Annotated in this window: 12 protein-coding genes and 3 tRNA genes; 4 read left to right on the top strand and 11 right to left on the bottom strand. The window is 68.0% G+C overall.

Annotated elements, in window-relative coordinates; all coding sequences use genetic code 11:
* Positions 1–16: 16 nt before the first annotated feature.
* Together BLJ79_RS01525 and BLJ79_RS23225 are read right to left on the bottom strand one after the other, a co-directional pair.
* On the bottom strand, positions 17–952 hold the full coding sequence (locus BLJ79_RS01525) for a DUF2797 domain-containing protein (RefSeq protein ID WP_083410923.1): 936 nt from the start codon (positions 950–952) through the stop codon (positions 17–19).
* Between the two features lies 1 nt (position 953).
* Complete coding sequence (locus BLJ79_RS23225; RefSeq protein WP_071212890.1) at positions 954–2,933, bottom strand: MinD/ParA family ATP-binding protein; 1,980 nt, start codon at positions 2,931–2,933, stop codon at positions 954–956.
* Positions 2,934–3,216: 283 nt separating this feature from the next.
* Between BLJ79_RS23225 and BLJ79_RS01515 the strand changes: the two genes are divergently transcribed.
* Entirely contained in the window at positions 3,217–3,825 is a 609-nt protein-coding gene (locus BLJ79_RS01515) for a DedA family protein (RefSeq protein ID WP_071213231.1), read from the top strand.
* 67 nt (positions 3,826–3,892) lie between these two features.
* Here the strand turns inward: BLJ79_RS01515 and BLJ79_RS01510 are convergent.
* From BLJ79_RS01510 to BLJ79_RS01480, 7 genes are all read right to left on the bottom strand, one after another.
* Positions 3,893–3,964 (bottom strand) — tRNA-Thr (locus BLJ79_RS01510).
* A gap of 178 nt (positions 3,965–4,142) precedes the next feature.
* Positions 4,143–4,838, bottom strand: coding sequence for a VTT domain-containing protein (locus tag BLJ79_RS01505; RefSeq protein WP_286135245.1), 696 nt, complete (start codon positions 4,836–4,838; stop codon positions 4,143–4,145).
* Positions 4,839–5,318: 480 nt separating this feature from the next.
* Positions 5,319–5,392, bottom strand: a tRNA-Met gene (locus BLJ79_RS01500).
* A 71-nt stretch (positions 5,393–5,463) separates the two neighbouring features.
* Positions 5,464–5,535 (bottom strand) — tRNA-Thr (locus tag BLJ79_RS01495).
* 999 nt (positions 5,536–6,534) lie between these two features.
* Positions 6,535–8,544 (bottom strand): DEAD/DEAH box helicase, encoded by a 2,010-nt coding sequence (locus BLJ79_RS01490; protein WP_071212889.1) that lies wholly within the window; start codon positions 8,542–8,544, stop codon positions 6,535–6,537.
* A 339-nt stretch (positions 8,545–8,883) separates the two neighbouring features.
* Positions 8,884–9,570: an MOSC domain-containing protein gene (locus tag BLJ79_RS01485; protein ID WP_071212888.1), complete on the bottom strand. Its 687-nt coding sequence runs from the start codon at positions 9,568–9,570 to the stop codon at positions 8,884–8,886.
* Between the two features lie 9 nt (positions 9,571–9,579).
* Positions 9,580–9,852: a metal-sensitive transcriptional regulator gene (locus BLJ79_RS01480; RefSeq protein ID WP_071212887.1), complete on the bottom strand. Its 273-nt coding sequence runs from the start codon at positions 9,850–9,852 to the stop codon at positions 9,580–9,582.
* A gap of 130 nt (positions 9,853–9,982) precedes the next feature.
* Here BLJ79_RS01480 and BLJ79_RS01475 point away from each other — a divergent pair, with 130 nt between their 5' ends.
* Together BLJ79_RS01475 and BLJ79_RS01470 are read left to right on the top strand one after the other, a co-directional pair.
* On the top strand, positions 9,983–10,420 hold the full coding sequence (locus tag BLJ79_RS01475; protein ID WP_071212886.1) for a hypothetical protein: 438 nt from the start codon (positions 9,983–9,985) through the stop codon (positions 10,418–10,420).
* A 64-nt stretch (positions 10,421–10,484) separates the two neighbouring features.
* Entirely contained in the window at positions 10,485–11,672 is a 1,188-nt protein-coding gene (locus BLJ79_RS01470; protein ID WP_071212885.1) for an amidohydrolase, read from the top strand.
* 96 nt (positions 11,673–11,768) lie between these two features.
* Here the strand turns inward: BLJ79_RS01470 and BLJ79_RS01465 are convergent, their stop codons facing one another.
* Both BLJ79_RS01465 and BLJ79_RS01460 read right to left on the bottom strand, forming a co-directional pair.
* On the bottom strand, positions 11,769–12,926 hold the full coding sequence (locus BLJ79_RS01465) for a cystathionine gamma-synthase (protein WP_071212884.1): 1,158 nt from the start codon (positions 12,924–12,926) through the stop codon (positions 11,769–11,771).
* Positions 12,927–12,944: 18 nt separating this feature from the next.
* Entirely contained in the window at positions 12,945–14,321 is a 1,377-nt protein-coding gene (locus BLJ79_RS01460) for a cystathionine beta-synthase (protein ID WP_071212883.1), read from the bottom strand.
* A gap of 95 nt (positions 14,322–14,416) precedes the next feature.
* On the opposite strand from BLJ79_RS01460, the gene BLJ79_RS01455 reads away from it, so the two are divergent.
* Positions 14,417–15,409 carry a DNA-3-methyladenine glycosylase family protein gene (locus tag BLJ79_RS01455; RefSeq protein WP_071212882.1) on the top strand — a complete coding sequence of 331 codons (993 nt, stop codon included), beginning with the start codon at positions 14,417–14,419 and terminating at the stop codon, positions 15,407–15,409.
* The last annotated feature ends 2 nt before the right edge of the window (positions 15,410–15,411 follow it).

Below are 15,411 nucleotides of genomic sequence, written 5' to 3'. Positions count from 1 at the left end.
AGCGCCGCAAATCGGCTTAGAACAGTGCGCCCTGGACCGGTGGCGACTGTGTCACATGTTCGCCCGGTGCCAGCTTGCGCCCCTTCAGCAGTGCCGCATTGGCCACGAACAGCTCCGGTTGCCCGTCCAGTTCCACGCCCAGCACCTGCCCGGAGACCCCGGCCACGTAAAAGCCGTGGGATCCCTCGGCCAGGTTCCCCGGGTAGGGCTGCAGCCGGTGGGCGTCGAACCCGGCCAGCAGGACCTGTCCCTGGGGCGGCCGGTTCCAGGTCTCCTCGACGGCGCGGGAACCGGCCAGGGTCCCGGGGTCCAGCTGCGCCAGCAGGGTGCGCGCGGCCTCGGCCCTGGACGCGTTGAGCGCATCGAGATCCGCGGTGGTCACGTGGTGTTCCAGCAGGCCGCGGGCCTTGGAGCTGGCCCTGACCTGTTGGGTGAATCCGAGCTCGCGGGTCACCAGATCCTCGAGGTTGCGCACCGAGACCCCGTCGGGGCACCAAGCGACATAGCGGGCGCTGATCGCGCCCTGTTCGGCCAGGCGCCGCCATTTGCTGGGGTTCGCGGCCGTGCCGACCTTGGTGGTTCCCTGGGCGAATGTCGCCACGTAGAGCCAGTGCGGCTGGTCCAGGTAGTCGCGCAGGCCCGGGGAAGCGCGGCCCGTGCGGTGGAATTCATGCATCGGCCGGGATTGGTCGGCAGCCTCGCAGGGGGCGCACTGGGTGCCGCCGGCAATCAGCGAGCCGGTCGGGCAGGGCACCAGGGTGCGGTGGGTCCTGTCCTTGATCAGTTGGTGGCCCAGGCACCAGCGGCCGGGCAGCACCGTGAAGCCAAGCCGGGTTCCCGGTTCCAGCACCACGTCGCCGGCCTGAAGGCTCTCGTCATCGAGCACCAGCGACGGGGTTCCGGGTTCCGAGGGCCAGCGGATCCCGCGGCAGAGCAGGGCGGGGGCTTCCACCTCAGTCGTGCAGTGCCCCGGCGACCGCGGCGGTGGCGTGCAGCCAGGCCCGGCGCGTTGCCGGACGCAGTCCCTCGAAGCGGATCTGTCCCTTGACCAGTGCCGCGTCGTAGGGAACGGTGACCACGGAGCGGGCCAGGCGGCCGAAGCCGTGGGCGATGCGGTCAAGCTGTTCGCTGTTGCCGTGGGGCTGGTGCTGGGAAACGATGACGACGGCGTTCTGGGCCAGCTCCTTGTAGTGCCCCCCGCGCTTGGCCAGGGCCTCGAGCAGCAGGGCGCCGGCCTCGGCATGCTCCTCCACGGTGGTGCTGGCGATGACCAGCTGGTCGGTGTGGTCGATCATGCGCATCCAGCGTTCGGCAGACTCGTCGTTGCCGGAGTCCATGATGGTCAGCGCGAAGAATCGCGAGGCTATCGAGTGCAGCGCGTCGAAGTCCGCGGCGTTGACGAATTGCTCGCTGGCCAGCAGCGTCGGGTCGGTGCGCAGGACGCTGTAGCAGTCTTCGGGCTGGTAGTGCGTGTAGTTGTGGATGACCGGGTCCCCGACTTTCACGTCCTTGAGCCGCGGTGCGGCGGACAGCAGGTCCATGGAGTGGGCGGCGTGCGGCCCCTGGACGGTGCGCCAGCCCAGCGTTCCGCGGGTTCCGTTGTTGTCCCAGACCAGGACCGGGTCGCCGGTGTTGCGGCCAAAGACCGCCGACAGCAGCACGGCGGTGGGGGTCTTGTTGGCTCCGCCCTTGCCGTTGACCACGGAGATGGTCTTGGATTCGGTGAGCCGGGTGCCGACGATGCGGCGCCATTTGCGTTCCTCGACTTCCTCGGCAGAGGGTTCCATGTTGAAGCCCAGGCGCGTGAGGAAGCCGCGGAAACCGCGTTCGGCACGGAACGTGGTCTCGTCCTCGGGCCGCAGGAACGTGTCGCGGGTCCCGGCCGCCGGGTTCATCTCGCGGAAGGCCTGGCGGCGGCCTTCGGGCGTTGTGAGGTCCTCGGCCGGTGCGGAGGCGTCCGCTGCCTCGGCCGAGGTCGCGGCGGGCACTGCGGGGTTGGCGGCCTTGGGTTCGGCCGGCTTCGGGGCAACCGGCTTGGGCCCAGCGGGCTTGGCGGTTCCCGTCGGCGTCGCAGGCTTGGCCGGTGCAGCTGCAGGCTTGTTGTCGGTCGCGACCGCCGGCTTGGCAGGAGTTGTCGCGGGCTTCGCGCCCGGCGTGGCGGCCGCGGGAGCCGGCTTTGCCGCGGAAGGTGCGGGCTTGGCCGCCTCGGCAGCCGGTTTCGCTGTGGCTGCGGCCTGTGCGGGCTTTGGTGCCACGGGAGCCGGCTTTGCCACGGGGGCGGCCGCCGGCTTGGCAGCTTCCGGCTTCGCAGCCGGGGCCGCGGGCTTGGCCGGTGCGGCGGCTGCAGCAGGTTTCGGGGAAGCGGCAGCTGCGGGCGCCGGTGGCTTGGCGGCGCTTGCGGCGGGGGCCGCGGGCTTGGCCGGTGCAGCGGCGCCGGGCTGCGCCTCGGCCTTGGGCGGCACGGCCTTGGCCTGCGGCGCCTTTGCGGCTGCTGGAGCCGGGGCTGCTGGTTTGGCGGCGGGCTTGGCACTTGGCGGCGCCGATGCGGCGGCAGCGGGCTCGTTCACGCTCTTGGTGTCGTTGCCGCCCGTTTCCCGGGCCGGCGCGGCGGCTGCGGGAGCGGGTTTTGCCGGAGCTGGCTTCGGTTGCGGCTTCGCGGGGGCCGGTGCGCTCGACGCGGCCGTCGGTGCGGTCTTGGCTTTTGCGGCGTCCGCGGTGTTGACCGGGCTGGCAGGTCCGGGCTTGGTGGTTGCAGCCGGGGATCCTTCGAGGCCGGATTCGGGAACGGCATCGAATTCGTCCAGCACCCGGGGCTTTTCCGCGGTCTTCTTCGCTTCGTCCTTGGCCTGTTCCTGCGCTGCAACTTCGGCTTGGCGGGCGCGCCGCAGGGAAGCACGGGTCGGGAACTCTTGGTTGAAGTCCGCTTTCGGCATGTGCTTCGTCCTCTCCTGGAGATTCATGGTCGTCGAGAGCGAATCACCCCAACGAGTCCAACCTTCCAGGTCGGGCACGCATGATTGCGGCTTTCGCACTTCGTCCATCCTATCGGGCAACCCACGTGAACCGCCGGATTGAGTCGGCTTGATCACAGACGCCACCAAAGTAGGAAATGGTATGTGTCGTGGTTAGCCTTGGAGATGGAAGCTCGCGTTGACCTAATGGGGAGCCCGGGACATTGAACGAACAGGATCTCTCTTGGACTTTTTCACCACGGCTTTGGACTCGCTAAGCGCCTTCATCTTCGCTGCTGCCGGAAACCCCCTGTCGTACTTGATGATTTTCCTGTTTTGCGCGATTGACGGCTTCTTCCCGCCGGTGCCCAGCGAATCGCTGGTCGTTGCGTTGGCTTCCCTGGTGCCAACCCACGGAAATCCGAATCCCTGGCTGCTGGGGCTGGTCGCCGGCCTGGGTGCCTTCGTCGGCGACAACGTGGCGTACCTGATCGGGCGCAGCATCGGAACCGACAGGTTTGCGTGGATGCGCCGCAAGCGGCTCCAGCACGCCTTTGCCTGGGCCGGGTACGAATTGCGGCTTCGCCCCGTATCCCTGATCCTGGTTGCCCGGTTCGTTCCCATCGGTCGTGTCGCAGTGAACCTGGTGGCCGGAGCCACGGGTTTCCCGCGCCGGACCTTCGTCATCCTGACGTGCTTCTCCAGCCTCGGCTGGGCGACCTATTCCGTTCTCATCGGCGTCCTGGCCGGCCGGTGGTTCGAGGAACACCATCTTCTGGGCATGGCGGTCGCAGTCGCGGTGGCCATCGGGCTTGGCATCCTCATCGACCGGATCGTTTCCAAGGTCAGCGGGAACACGTCGCTGCGCAAATAGATTGCGCCGGAGCAAAACAAAAACCGCGGTTGGACCCTTGTCTGGGACCAACCGCGGTTTTTTATCGAGCCCCCCACCGGAATCGATCCGGTGACCTCGTTCTTACCAAGAACGCGCTCTACCACTGAGCTAGGGGGGCAACGAGAAAATACTCTACCCAATGAACGACATAAAATGCACATCGAAAACCTCGGACATGACCAACGCCACATTTTGGCGTCCTTCAGCGCACGCTTCCGCTCCCCCGAAAGGCGCAGTTCCTCCATGCGGCCCCGCAGCAGCGGGGGGCCGCGCCGCCCCCGATTCCGGGATGCGGGTCAGTTTTCGGGTGCTTTGCGACGCCCGGCCTTCAGCAGCTCAAGTGCGACGGGGACGAGCGAGATGAGCACGATCACGATGAAGATGACATCTATGTTTTCGCCGACCCACTCGTATTGGCCCAACCAGAAACCCAGAAGTGTCACCCCGACGCCCCACAGCAGGGCTCCCAAGAGGTTGTAGAGCACGAAAACGCGGTACCGCATGTGTGCCACGCCTGCGATGACCGGGACGAACGTCCTGACGATCGGAACGAATCGGGCAAGCACCACGGCCCTCCCGCCGAAGCGTTCGAAGAAGATGTGCGCCTTGTCGACGTATTCCTTGCGGAAGAGCCTCGAATCGGGCTTCTTGAAGATTGCGGGGCCGGCCTTGCGGCCGATAAGGTATCCGGTTTGGTCACCAGCGAAGGCCGCAATGAAGATCAGCAGCGCAAACAGCGGCAGGCTGACATCCAGGGCGCCGGTAGCGACCAGAAGCCCCGCGGTGAAAAGCATGGAATCACCCGGCAGGAAGAAACCAACCAGCAGTCCGGTCTCCGCAAACACGATGCCGCAAATCAGCAGGATCACCCACGGGCCCAAGGCGGGATTCCGCAGGAATACGTCGGGGTTTAGCCAGTCCGGCAGGAAGCTCGCCGACACCGGCCGCACCGCAATCGCTGCCAGTGTCGCGTGCACATCAAGAAAGGGAATCACCGATAAAACCCTACGGCACCGGGTTCTCCCCGGACAGGATCGACCCCGGCGCGCACCGGTTTCCCAGCGAATTCACGGCCTGCACGCGGAAACGTCCCGTGGGGCCGGACAACGGGCGCCGGCACTGCGTCGTTCCATCGCCTCTGGATCAACCGTGCCGCTCAAAAGGCACCATGCCGGACGGGCATCAGTCACGGTCATTGCAGCTCCTGTGCTCAAAGCCTCGTTGAGCGCCACCACTGCGGTATTTTCTCCGCCTGGATTCCTTGATCTCGGGCGGACGGGTGGCCCCCGTCTGGCAGACCACAGCCAAGCAATGCCCGCATCGCCAACCCAGCCGATCGGTGCGCCGAATTTCAGCGGTTCGGCCGCATGGAAATGGGCCGGTGGCCCGCTGATCCAACGGCGGCGGCACCCGGGCTGCTTTTGGGCACAAAAAACCCCGGAAACCGTGGGGATTCCGGGGCCATTCTTGTGTAGCGGCTCCGGGACTCGATCCCGGGACCTCACGATTATGAGTCGTGCGCTCTAACCAGCTGAGCTAAGCCGCCACGAATGGTAAGACCCGCGTCCGCGTCAGGTTCCCTTGCGGGCTGACTCAGGCGCGGGCCATTCCATCCAGAGCCCCCCACCGGAATCGATCCGGTGACCTCGTTCTTACCAAGAACGCGCTCTACCACTGAGCTAGGGGGGCAACGAGTAAGAACTCTACCAGCAATTTTCGACGCTGTGAAATCGGAATGGCACTTTGTGATCGACCGCACAAAATCCATCGAAAACGGCACGTCAGGGTGTCATTCACCCAAAATCTCAGTGACGCAATTCACCGAATGATCGGTGCGGGGTGATGGCGCGGAATGCTCCGGTTCCAGTGATGCCGGCGACGGTGGCCCAAGGTGTCGCCTTGGAGCACGGTGGCCGGGAGGCCCACTCGTGCGGCGGTCCCGAAACGTGCCTGGCTCCCCTTCGGCATTCTCCCCGCGTCGGGACTGGTTGCCGTTGGCGGAAACGGTCGGGCCAGGGCTCCGGGTTGTTGGGCCGCTGCATGAATTGGCCCGCTGAAGCCTTCGGAACCGCCGGGAACCGTCCGGGCGGGCTCACCTTCCGGAGGCTCCGTGGCTTCCTCGCGGGAGCCGACGCAACAGAAAAGTGGACGAGCACTCGCGCAGGGATCCCGCAAACACCCATACGTGCAACCCGCTTTGGCGGGAGCTGAGGGGTCCCGCCGCGCGCACCGCGGCAGCCGCGCCGGGAGTGCTCCCGTCTCGGATCGGCGATCCGTCGCCGGCCACCTCGCGGGACCCTCCCGGAATGGCAGGCAGGGGCCGCTGCGCCCCCGCCAAGGCGGCCGTGGGCCGGGAACGGCCTCCGGGGCCGGGGCCGTCGTCCGGGGCTTCCTGGCTGCCGCGCACTGCACGTCCCGGTGTCCCGCGGGGTCGGCACGATCTCGCCCCCGGGAAATCAGCCGCTTCCGTGACGGCGCCTTCCCTGTTCGCATGGCACCCGGGGTGCAGGTGCTCACCCAGGGGCAGGCTCGCATCGGGTTCCAGGCCTGCGGGGTCCTCGGCGCACGGTCGGTGACGGGCCAGACGCGTAATGCGGCCGGGACCCGGGAAAAGCAAGACCCCCGGCGGGAGTGCCCCTCCCTTTTACGGAAGGACACCCCTCACCGGGGGTCTTGGCTGTTTAGTGCTTAGTAGTCGCGACGGCGCGGGCCGCCGGTGGTGCGGGGCTTGCGCGAGGAGCCGCCGAAGCTGCGCTCACCTGCACCGGCACCGGCGTTGCCGCGGTATCCACCGCTGCGCTCGCCACCGGCGTTGCGGTCGTATCCGCGGTCGCCCTCGGAGGAGCCGCCTTCGGTGCGACGGTCGTTGCCACCGCGGTAGCCACCGCCGCCACCGCTGCGTGCGCCGCCCTGGTAGCCGCCGCCACCGCCACGGCCACCGCTGTAGCCGCCGCGTCCGCCGCCACCCTGGTAGCCGCCTTCGCGGTCGGACTTCGGGCTGCGGCCGTTGTCCAGCTCGAGGTGGATCAATTCGCCACCGATGCGGGTGCGGGACAGCGAGCGGATCTGCTCCGAGGAGAGGTCGGCCGGCAGTTCCACCAGGGTGTGGTCGGCACGGATGTCGATGCCGCCGATCTGGGCGGAGGTCAGGCCGCCTTCGTTGGCAAGTGCGCCAACGATGGAGCCGGGCATGACGCGCTGGCGACGGCCCACCGCGATGCGGTAGGTGGCGTTGCCTTCGGTCAGGGAGCGGGACGGGCCGCGGGAGTTGAATCCGTCGCGTCCGCCACTGGCCAGGCGTGCCTGCTTGGCCGGTGCGGCCGGCATTTCCTGCATGAGCAGCGGGCGGCCGCCCTGTGCCATGTGGGCCAGCGCCGCGGCGATCTCGACCTCGGTGATGTCCTCGTGCTCGGCCGAGTACTTCTCCACCAGGTTGCGGAAGACCGTCAGGTCCTGCGAGGAGATGGTCTCGCCGATCTGGTCGGCGAACTTGGCCAGGCGCTTGTCGTTGACGGCGTCAACGCTCGGCAGGTGCATGTGCTCCACCGTCTGGCGGGTGGCCTTTTCGATGGCACGCAGCAAGTACTTTTCGCGCGGGGTCATGAAGAGGATCGCGTCGCCCGAGCGGCCGGCACGGCCGGTGCGGCCGATGCGGTGCACGTAGGACTCGGTGTCGTGCGGGATATCGAAGTTGATCACGTGGGACACGCGCTCCACGTCGAGGCCGCGGGCCGCAACGTCGGTGGCCACCAGGATGTCGATCTTGCCATCGCGAAGGTTCTCGATGGTGCGCTCGCGCTGCTGCTGCGGGATGTCACCGTTGATGGCTGCGGCGGTGAAGCCGCGGGACTTGAGCTTGTCGGCCAGGTCCKCGGTTGCCATCTTGGTGCGAACGAAGGCGATAACGCCCTCGGACTTCTCCGACTCCAGGATGCGGGTCATGGCATCGAGCTTGTGGGCTCCCATGACCTGCACGTAGCGCTGGCGGATGTTGGTGCCGGTCGAGGTGTTCGACTTGACCGAGATTTCCTGCGGGTTGCGCAGGTACTGCTTGGAGATGCGGCGGATCGAGGACGGCATGGTGGCCGAGAACAGCACGACCTGCTTCTCTTCCGGGGTGGCTTCGAGGATCTTGTCGACCTCTTCGGCGAAGCCCATGCGCAGCATTTCGTCGGCCTCATCCAGAACCACGTACTGCAGGTCCGACAGGTCCAGGGAACCCTTGTTGATGTGGTCGATGACGCGGCCCGGGGTGCCGACGACAACCTGGGCGCCGCGGCGCAGGCCTGCAAGCTGCGGGCCGTAGGCGGATCCGCCGTACACGGGAAGGACGGTGAAGTCCCCCATGTGCTTGGCGTAGGAGGTGAAGGCCTCGGCGACCTGGAGCGCGAGCTCGCGGGTCGGGGCAAGGACCAGGACCTGGGTCTTGCGGGCGGTGCCGTTGAGGTCGGCCAGTTCGGCCATCTTCGACAGTGCGGGAAGGGCGAACGCGGCGGTCTTGCCGGTGCCGGTCTGGGCAACGCCCACGACGTCGCGGCCTTCGAGCAGCAGCGGGATGGTGGCTGCCTGGATCGGGGAGGGCTTTTCGTAGCCCAGATCGGAGACGGCGGCGAGAACGCGGCCGTCGAGGCCCAGATCGGTGAAGAGGATCGAATCTTCTTCGGTCTTGGTTTCGGCGGTGGGCTGGTTTTCGGGCATGTCAGAAGACAAAGGGAATTACCTCATTCATAGGGGCGGATGGACCCCGTATCAACGAGGTTCCGCAGCACAATCGGACTCAATCACTTTGGTCCGGCGACTCCCCTATGAAAGGAACAACCCGCATCAGATGGCGGGCTCACACACGACAGCTTCTGCCTCAAGAATTGGGCAGAATGCGAGGGAAGCCGGATACAGTGAACACCTAATCTTATCGCCCTTGGCGCAACATGGGGTACTTAATGCCGGTGAGGTTGCGCACACGGGGTGGCAAACCGGACTATGATGTGCCCGTTCGCGGCTTGAATCCGCCTATTTGCCGGGCCCGGACCTTCCGGGCTACTGCCCGGCGGCACCGGGCAGCGTGCGCAGGACCTTGTCCGGAAGCCGGTGGCCGGTGGCCGCCTGGTCGGCCAGCAGCGCCTGCGCCTGCGCGGGCGTGGGGCCGAAGAAGACATCGCGGATCCGCACCCCGTGCCCCGGACGCGACAGCACCACCACTTCGTCGCCCGCACGGATCTTCCCGGTGCGGACTACCCTCAGGAAGCAGCCGACATCCCCGCGTTCGGTGAACCGGGGCACCCAGTTGTCCTCCTCGAGGTGCCGGGCAAAGGTCGAGCAGGGAATCCGCGGGCAGGTGACCTCGACAACGACGGAGGCGCCGATCCGCCACCGCTCCCCCACCACGGCGTCGGAGGTTTCGATGCCGGAGACCCGCAGGTTCTCCCCGAAGAGCCCGGCGACGATTTCCCGCCCCAGTTCCGCACCCCAGCGTTCGGCCTCGGCCGTGGAGTAGGCGTAAATCGCCTGGTCGTAGCCGCCGTGGTGTTCGCGGTCCACCTGGGTGTCGGCGTACAGCCCGATCTTGCGCACCTTGACCGGKCCGGCAACGGGCCGCTTGTCGATGGCGGTGATGCCCACCGCGCCCGCGTCGGGCTTCAGCGCGTGCACGATGCACACCGCTTCCAGGTGCCCGCGGGCAATGTCGGCGGATTCGGGGTGGCCGGTGGCGGGGTTGGGGGTCATGGGAAAATCCTATGCCAGGGACAGGAAGAGCTTTTCCAGCTTGTCCCGGTCCAGCTGGGCGGACCCGGGCTCCCGGGCCTCGGCGAGCATGCAGGATTGCAGGCCGCTGGCGATGATGCTGAAGCCGGCCCGGTCCATGGCCTTGGAGGCGGCCGAAAGCTGCGTGATGACCTCGCTGCATTCGCGTCCCTCCTCGATCATCCGGATCACGGCGGCCAGCTGGCCCTGGGCGCGCTTGAGGCGGTTGAGCACCGGTTTCAGTTCCACGGGGTCGAGTTCCATGTCCACAGAATATACGCCCGGGGGTACGGTCCCGGTCCGCGCCGCGGCCGTGGGGCGAATCCGCGCACCGGCTTTCATCGGGTAACCTGCGGTGCATGGAGAAGAACCAAAACGCCGTCGAGGCTGCTTCGTGAAAACCGTGAAGGACGCGCTGCCGGCCTCGCTGCGCACCGCGCGCTGGTGGTGGGCCGCCGCCTGCGCCTCGGCGCTGGCATTCGCCGCCGGGTTCTTCCTCAACGCCGCCTCGCGCCCGGCCAATGAGGCGCCGGGTTTCTGGGGTGCGGGCATCGCCCTGGTCGGGCTGGGCCTGGTCATCGGGTATTGCACCTTCCAGCTCTGGCTGGGCAAACTGGCCGGGCGGATGTCCCTGACCTGGTGCGGGATCATCGTGGGCATCCCGCTGTTGACCCGCGGGGTGCGGTTGGGCATCTTCGGCGCGCTGCTGCTGGTGGGCGTCGCGCTGCTCTGGAGCCCGGGAACCACCAGGTACTTCGCCCCGCAAACCAAGGCCGCCCGGGCCAGGCGCCGGGCCGAACGCAGTGCCGAGAAGGCCCGCAACCAGCGCTAGGAAATCCCCTGTGCCCGGACATCGACCCATGTCGGAGCGCGGCAAACCATGGCAGAGTGCACCCATGAACACTTTTGCGATCACCAATGCCCACGTCGTCCCGATCATCGGGGAACCATTCACCGGGACCGTCGTGGTCAGCGGCTCGGTCATCACCGCGCTGGGCCCGCAGGCCAAGGTCCCGGCCGGCGCGCAGGTCCTCGACGCGGACGGCGCGTGGCTGCTGCCCGGGCTCGTCGACGCGCACGTGCACCTGGGCATGCACCCGGAGGGCGAGGACGGTTCCGGCTCCGACGTGAACGAGATGACGGACCCGAACATGGCCGCGGTGCGTGCCATCGATGCCATCGATCCCTTCGACCCGGGCTTCGACGACGCGCTGGCAGGCGGGGTGACCACCGTGAACGTGAACCCCGGATCGGGCAACCCGATCGGCGGGCAGACCGCCGCGATCCACACGCACGGGCGCTACGTGGATGAGATGGTGCTGCGGGCCCCCAGCGGCATCAAGTCCGCCCTGGGCGAGAATCCCAAGCGCATCCACGGCGCCAAGGACAAGACCCCCTCCACCCGGCTGGGCACCGCATTGGTGATCCGCCAGGGGTTCATCGAGGCGCAGAACTACCTGGCCGCCAACGACCCGGCCAAGCGCGATGCGCGGCTCGAGGCCCTGGGCATGGTGCTGCGTCGGGAGATCCCGTGGCGCCAGCACGCCCACCGCACCGACGACGTGGCCACCGCGCTGCGCCTGGCCGCGGAGTTCGGCTACGAGCTGGTCCTGGACCACGGCACCGAGGCGCATGTGATCGGCGACGTGGTGGCCGCCGCCGGGGTGCCGGTGCTGATCGGCCCGCTGTTCACCACCAAGTCGAAGGTGGAGCTGCGCGGCCGCTCGCTGGCCAACCCGCGCCGGCTGGCCGAGGCCGGGGTGGAGATCTCGATCATCACCGACCATCCGGTGATCCCGATCAACTTCCTCATCCACCAGTGCACGCTGGCCGTGAAGGAGGGCCTGGACCGGGAGACCGCGCTGCGGGCCGTGACCATCCACCCGGCGAAGGTGCTGGGCCTGGAGGCGCGCATCGGCTCGCTGGAAGCCGGCAAGGACGCGGACCTGGTGCTCTGGAGCGGGGATCCGCTGGATGTGATGTCCCGGGCGATGCGCGTGTGGATCGGCGGGGTCCAGGTCATGGAATACGATGCGTCCACCCGCACCCCGGTCGTGGCCTCCCGCAAGGTCGTGCCCGAATAGGCGCAGGCGGAATCCGGAACCCACAAACGCGGGGTGCGTGCCTGCCGGGATCTCCCGGCGGCACGCACCCCGCGTGGGTTGCCGCTGCGCGTGCGCCTACAGCTTGGCGAAGGCCTGCTCGAGGTCCGCGATGAGGTCGGCGATGTCCTCGATGCCCACCGAGAGGCGCAGCAGGTTCACCGGCACTGCCAGCTCGGTGCCCTTGACCGAGGCGTGGGTCATCTCCGAGGGGTAGTTCATCAGCGACTCGATGCCGCCCAGGGACTCGGCCAAGGTGAACACGCGGGTGGCCTCGGCCACGATTCGTGCTGCGTCCTCGCCGCCGGCGAACTGCACCGAGACCATGCCGCCGAAACCGCTCATCTGCTTCTTGGCCAGCTCGTGCTCCGGGTGGGACTCCAGGCCCGGGTAGTGCACGGCCTGAACCTCGGGGCGCTGCGCCAGCCAGGTGGCCACGGCCATCGCGTTCTCCGAGTGGGTGCGCATGCGCACGCCCAGGGTCTTCAGGCCGCGGGTGGTCAGGAAAGCGTCCATCGGGCCGGAGACCGCGCCGACGGCGAACTGGATGAAGCCGATGGCCTCGGCCAGCACCGGGTCCTTGACCACGATGGCGCCGCCGACCACGTCGGAGTGCCCGCCGATGTACTTGGTGGTGGAGTGCACCACCACGTCGGCGCCCAGGTCCAGCGGCTGCTGCAGCGCCGGGGAGGCGAAGGTGTTGTCGACCACCAGCAGTGCGCCGGCCTCGTGGGCGATGGCCGCGACGGCGGCGATGTCGGTGATGCGCATCATCGGGTTCGAGGGGGTTTCCACCCAGACCAGCTTGGTCTTGTTCGCGGCGATGGCCGCCTTCAGCGCGGCGTGGTCGGACATGTCCACCGGGGTGTTGCCGATGCCCCAGCCGCCCAGGACCTTGGAAATCAGCCGGTAGGTGCCGCCGTAGGCGTCGTTGCCCAGCACGATGTGGTCCCCGGGTTCGGCCAGCGCGCGGATCAGCGAGTCCTCGGCCGCCAGGCCCGAGGAGAACGAGTAGGCGTGGGTGCCGTTCTCCACGGCGGCGAGCTGTTCCTGCAGGGCGTCGCGGGTGGGGTTTCCGCCGCGGCCGTATTCGTAGCCGGCGCGCAGGTTGCCGATGCCGTCCTGGGCGTAGGTGGAGGAGAAGTGCAGCGGCGGGACCACGGCCCCGGTGCGGGGCTCGAACGCCTGCCCGGCGTGTACGGCGCGGGTGTTGAATCCTTGGATGTTTTCACTCATGTCTGGGAGCCAACTTTCTTAGTGGGTGAGGTAGGTGAGCAGGTCGTGGCGGGTGACGACCCCGGCCGCCGCCCCGTCGTCGGTGACCAGCAGGGCGTCGTGCGTGGAAAGTTGCTCCTTGGCCCGGTCGATGGTTTCGTGGATGCCGATCAGCGGCAGCGCGGTGGTCACCAGCGGGCCCACCGGGTCGGTCAGGGAGATCTCGTTGCGGAAGAGCCGCTCGGTCAGCGTGCGTTCGTCGATGTAGCCGCGGACCTCGCCCAGGCGCACCGGGGGTTCGGTGGAGAGCACCGGCAGGGCCGAGACCCCGTATTCGCCCATGATGCCGATCGCGTCGCGGACCGTCTCGTTGGGGTGGGTGTGGACCAGCGCCGGCAGGCCGGCAGGCTTGGCGGCCAGCAGCGCACCGACGGTGTCCGTGGCGTTGTCGCGCAAGAAGCCGTAGGAGCGCATCCAGGAGTCGTTGAAGATCTTGCCCAGGTAGCCGCGCCCGCCGTCGGGCAGGATCACCACGACAACGGCCTCGGCCGGAAGGTCCTTGGCCGCCTGCAGGGCGGCAACCACTGCCATGCCCGAGGAACCGCCGACCAGCAGGCCTTCCTCCTTGGCCAGGCGCCGGGTCATCTCGAACGCGTCCGCGTCACTCACGGCGATGACCTCGTCGGGGACCTTCGGGTCGTAGTTCCCCGGCCACATGTCCTCGCCGACGCCCTCGACGAAGTAGGGCCGGCCGGTGCCCCCGGAGTAGACCGAGCCGTCCGGGTCCACGCCGATGACCTTCACCGGGCCGGAGGCGCGGACGGCGGAGATGTCCTTGAGGTAGCGGCCGGTGCCGGTGATGGTGCCGCCGGTGCCGGCGCTGATGACCACATGGGTCAGCGTGCCGTCGGTGTCGTTCCAGATTTCCGGGCCGGTGGTTTCGTAGTGGCTTTCCGGGGCTGCGGGGTTGGAGAACTGGTCGGGCTTGTAGGCCCCGGGGATCTCGCGGACCAGGCGGTCCGAGACGCCGTAGTAGGACTCGGGGGAATCGGGGGCGACCGCGGTGGGGGTCACCACGACCTCGGCCCCGTAGGCGCGCAGCACGTCGCGCTTTTCCTCCCCGACCTTGTCGGGGGTCACGAAGATGGTCTTGTAGCCCTTGAGCTGGCCGACCATGGCCAGGCCCACCCCGGTGTTGCCGCTGGTGGGTTCGACGATGGTTCCCCCGGGCAGCAGCTGCCCGTCGGCCTCGGCGTTCTCGACCATCTTCAGGGCGATCCGGTCCTTGATGGACCCGCCGGGGTTCAGGTATTCCAGCTTGACCAAGACCGTGGCCTCGATGCCTGCGGTGACCGAATTTAGCTTGACCAGCGGCGTGTTGCCGATCAGGTCCAGGACTGTGCGCGCATACTTCATGGCGCCACTCTACCGGCGCGCCGTCACATTGAAGACGCCGTTCGTAGTGAATCTTCATGCACCGAAATGCCGCGGCCCGGTGGGAGTATGGAGGTATGCCCGATTCGAGTGCACCAGTCTTGCCGGGGTGCGATGCGCAGGCCTCGTGGAAGCCGCACGGCACCTATTCGCTGCGCCAGTCCCTGGGCATCCTGCAACGCGGTGCGGGCGACCCGACCGCCAAGGTCACGGATTCCGCGGCCTGGTTGTGCTTCCACTCCCCGCGCGGACCGGTGACGCTGCTGGCCAAGCATCCTGCCGGTCGCGGCACCGAGGTTTTCCTCAAGGCCTGGGGGCCGGGCGCGGAGCATGCGGTGGAGCGCGGGCTGCACCTGCTTGGCGCCTACGACGACTGGCGCGCCTTCGACGCCCCGGACACCTCGGCGTTGCTGCACCCGGTGGTGGCCCAAAGCAGGAAGTTCAACCCGGGGCTGCGGTTTCCGTCCACCGGGCGCGTGTTCGACGCCCTGCTGCCGGCCATCCTCGAGCAGAAGGTCACCGTCGTCGAGGCCCACTTCGCCTGGCGCTACCTCTGCCGCGCCATTGGCCAGATCCCTCCGGGCCCCGCACCCACAGACATGCGATTGCCGCCGTCCCCGGCGGCGGTCCGTGCGTTGCAGCCGTGGCAATGGCACCAGGCGCGCGTGGATTCCAAGAGAGCGGCCACCGCGGTTCGTGCGGCGGCGGCCGCCGCAAGCCTCGAACGCTGGGCCCTGCTGGAGCTGGGGGCCGTGCGGGAAAACGTGATGGGCGAAGGGACCCTGGCCGCCGCGCTGGGATCGATTCCCGGGGTGGGACCGTGGAGCATTGCCGAGGTGCTGCAGCGCACCCATGGCGCACCCGACCATGTGTCGGTGGGTGACTACCATCTGGCGGCATTCGTCGGCCAGGTGCTCACCGGGCGTCGGGTGGACGACGCCGGGATGCTGGAGTTGCTGGCGCCCTTCAGCGGGCACCGCCAGCGCGTGGTGCGACTGATCGGCCTTTCCGGGCAGCGCAAGCAGTCCTTCGGACCCCGGCTGGCGCCCATGGACCATCGACGCCGCTAGGC

Origin of the sequence: Arthrobacter sp. UCD-GKA (genome assembly GCF_001863355.1) — a bacterium.
Classification (GTDB): domain Bacteria; phylum Actinomycetota; class Actinomycetes; order Actinomycetales; family Micrococcaceae; genus Paeniglutamicibacter.
Note: the sequence above shows the minus strand (reverse complement) of the source record. Positions and strands in the feature narration are given on the sequence as shown.

What these genes read in the sequence shown, in the direction of transcription:
- BLJ79_RS23225 (WP_071212890.1), bottom strand. Translation starts at nt 2,933, where the DNA reads ATGCCGAAAGCGGACTTCAACCAAGAGTTCCCGACCCGTGCTTCCCTG.
- BLJ79_RS01480 (WP_071212887.1), bottom strand. Translation starts at nt 9,852, where the DNA reads ATGGAACTCGACCCCGTGGAACTGAAACCGGTGCTCAACCGCCTCAAG.
- BLJ79_RS01470 (WP_071212885.1), top strand. Translation starts at nt 10,485, where the DNA reads ATGAACACTTTTGCGATCACCAATGCCCACGTCGTCCCGATCATCGGG.
- BLJ79_RS01465 (WP_071212884.1), bottom strand. Translation starts at nt 12,926, where the DNA reads ATGAGTGAAAACATCCAAGGATTCAACACCCGCGCCGTACACGCCGGG.
- BLJ79_RS01460 (WP_071212883.1), bottom strand. Translation starts at nt 14,321, where the DNA reads ATGAAGTATGCGCGCACAGTCCTGGACCTGATCGGCAACACGCCGCTG.
- BLJ79_RS01455 (WP_071212882.1), top strand. Translation starts at nt 14,417, where the DNA reads ATGCCCGATTCGAGTGCACCAGTCTTGCCGGGGTGCGATGCGCAGGCC.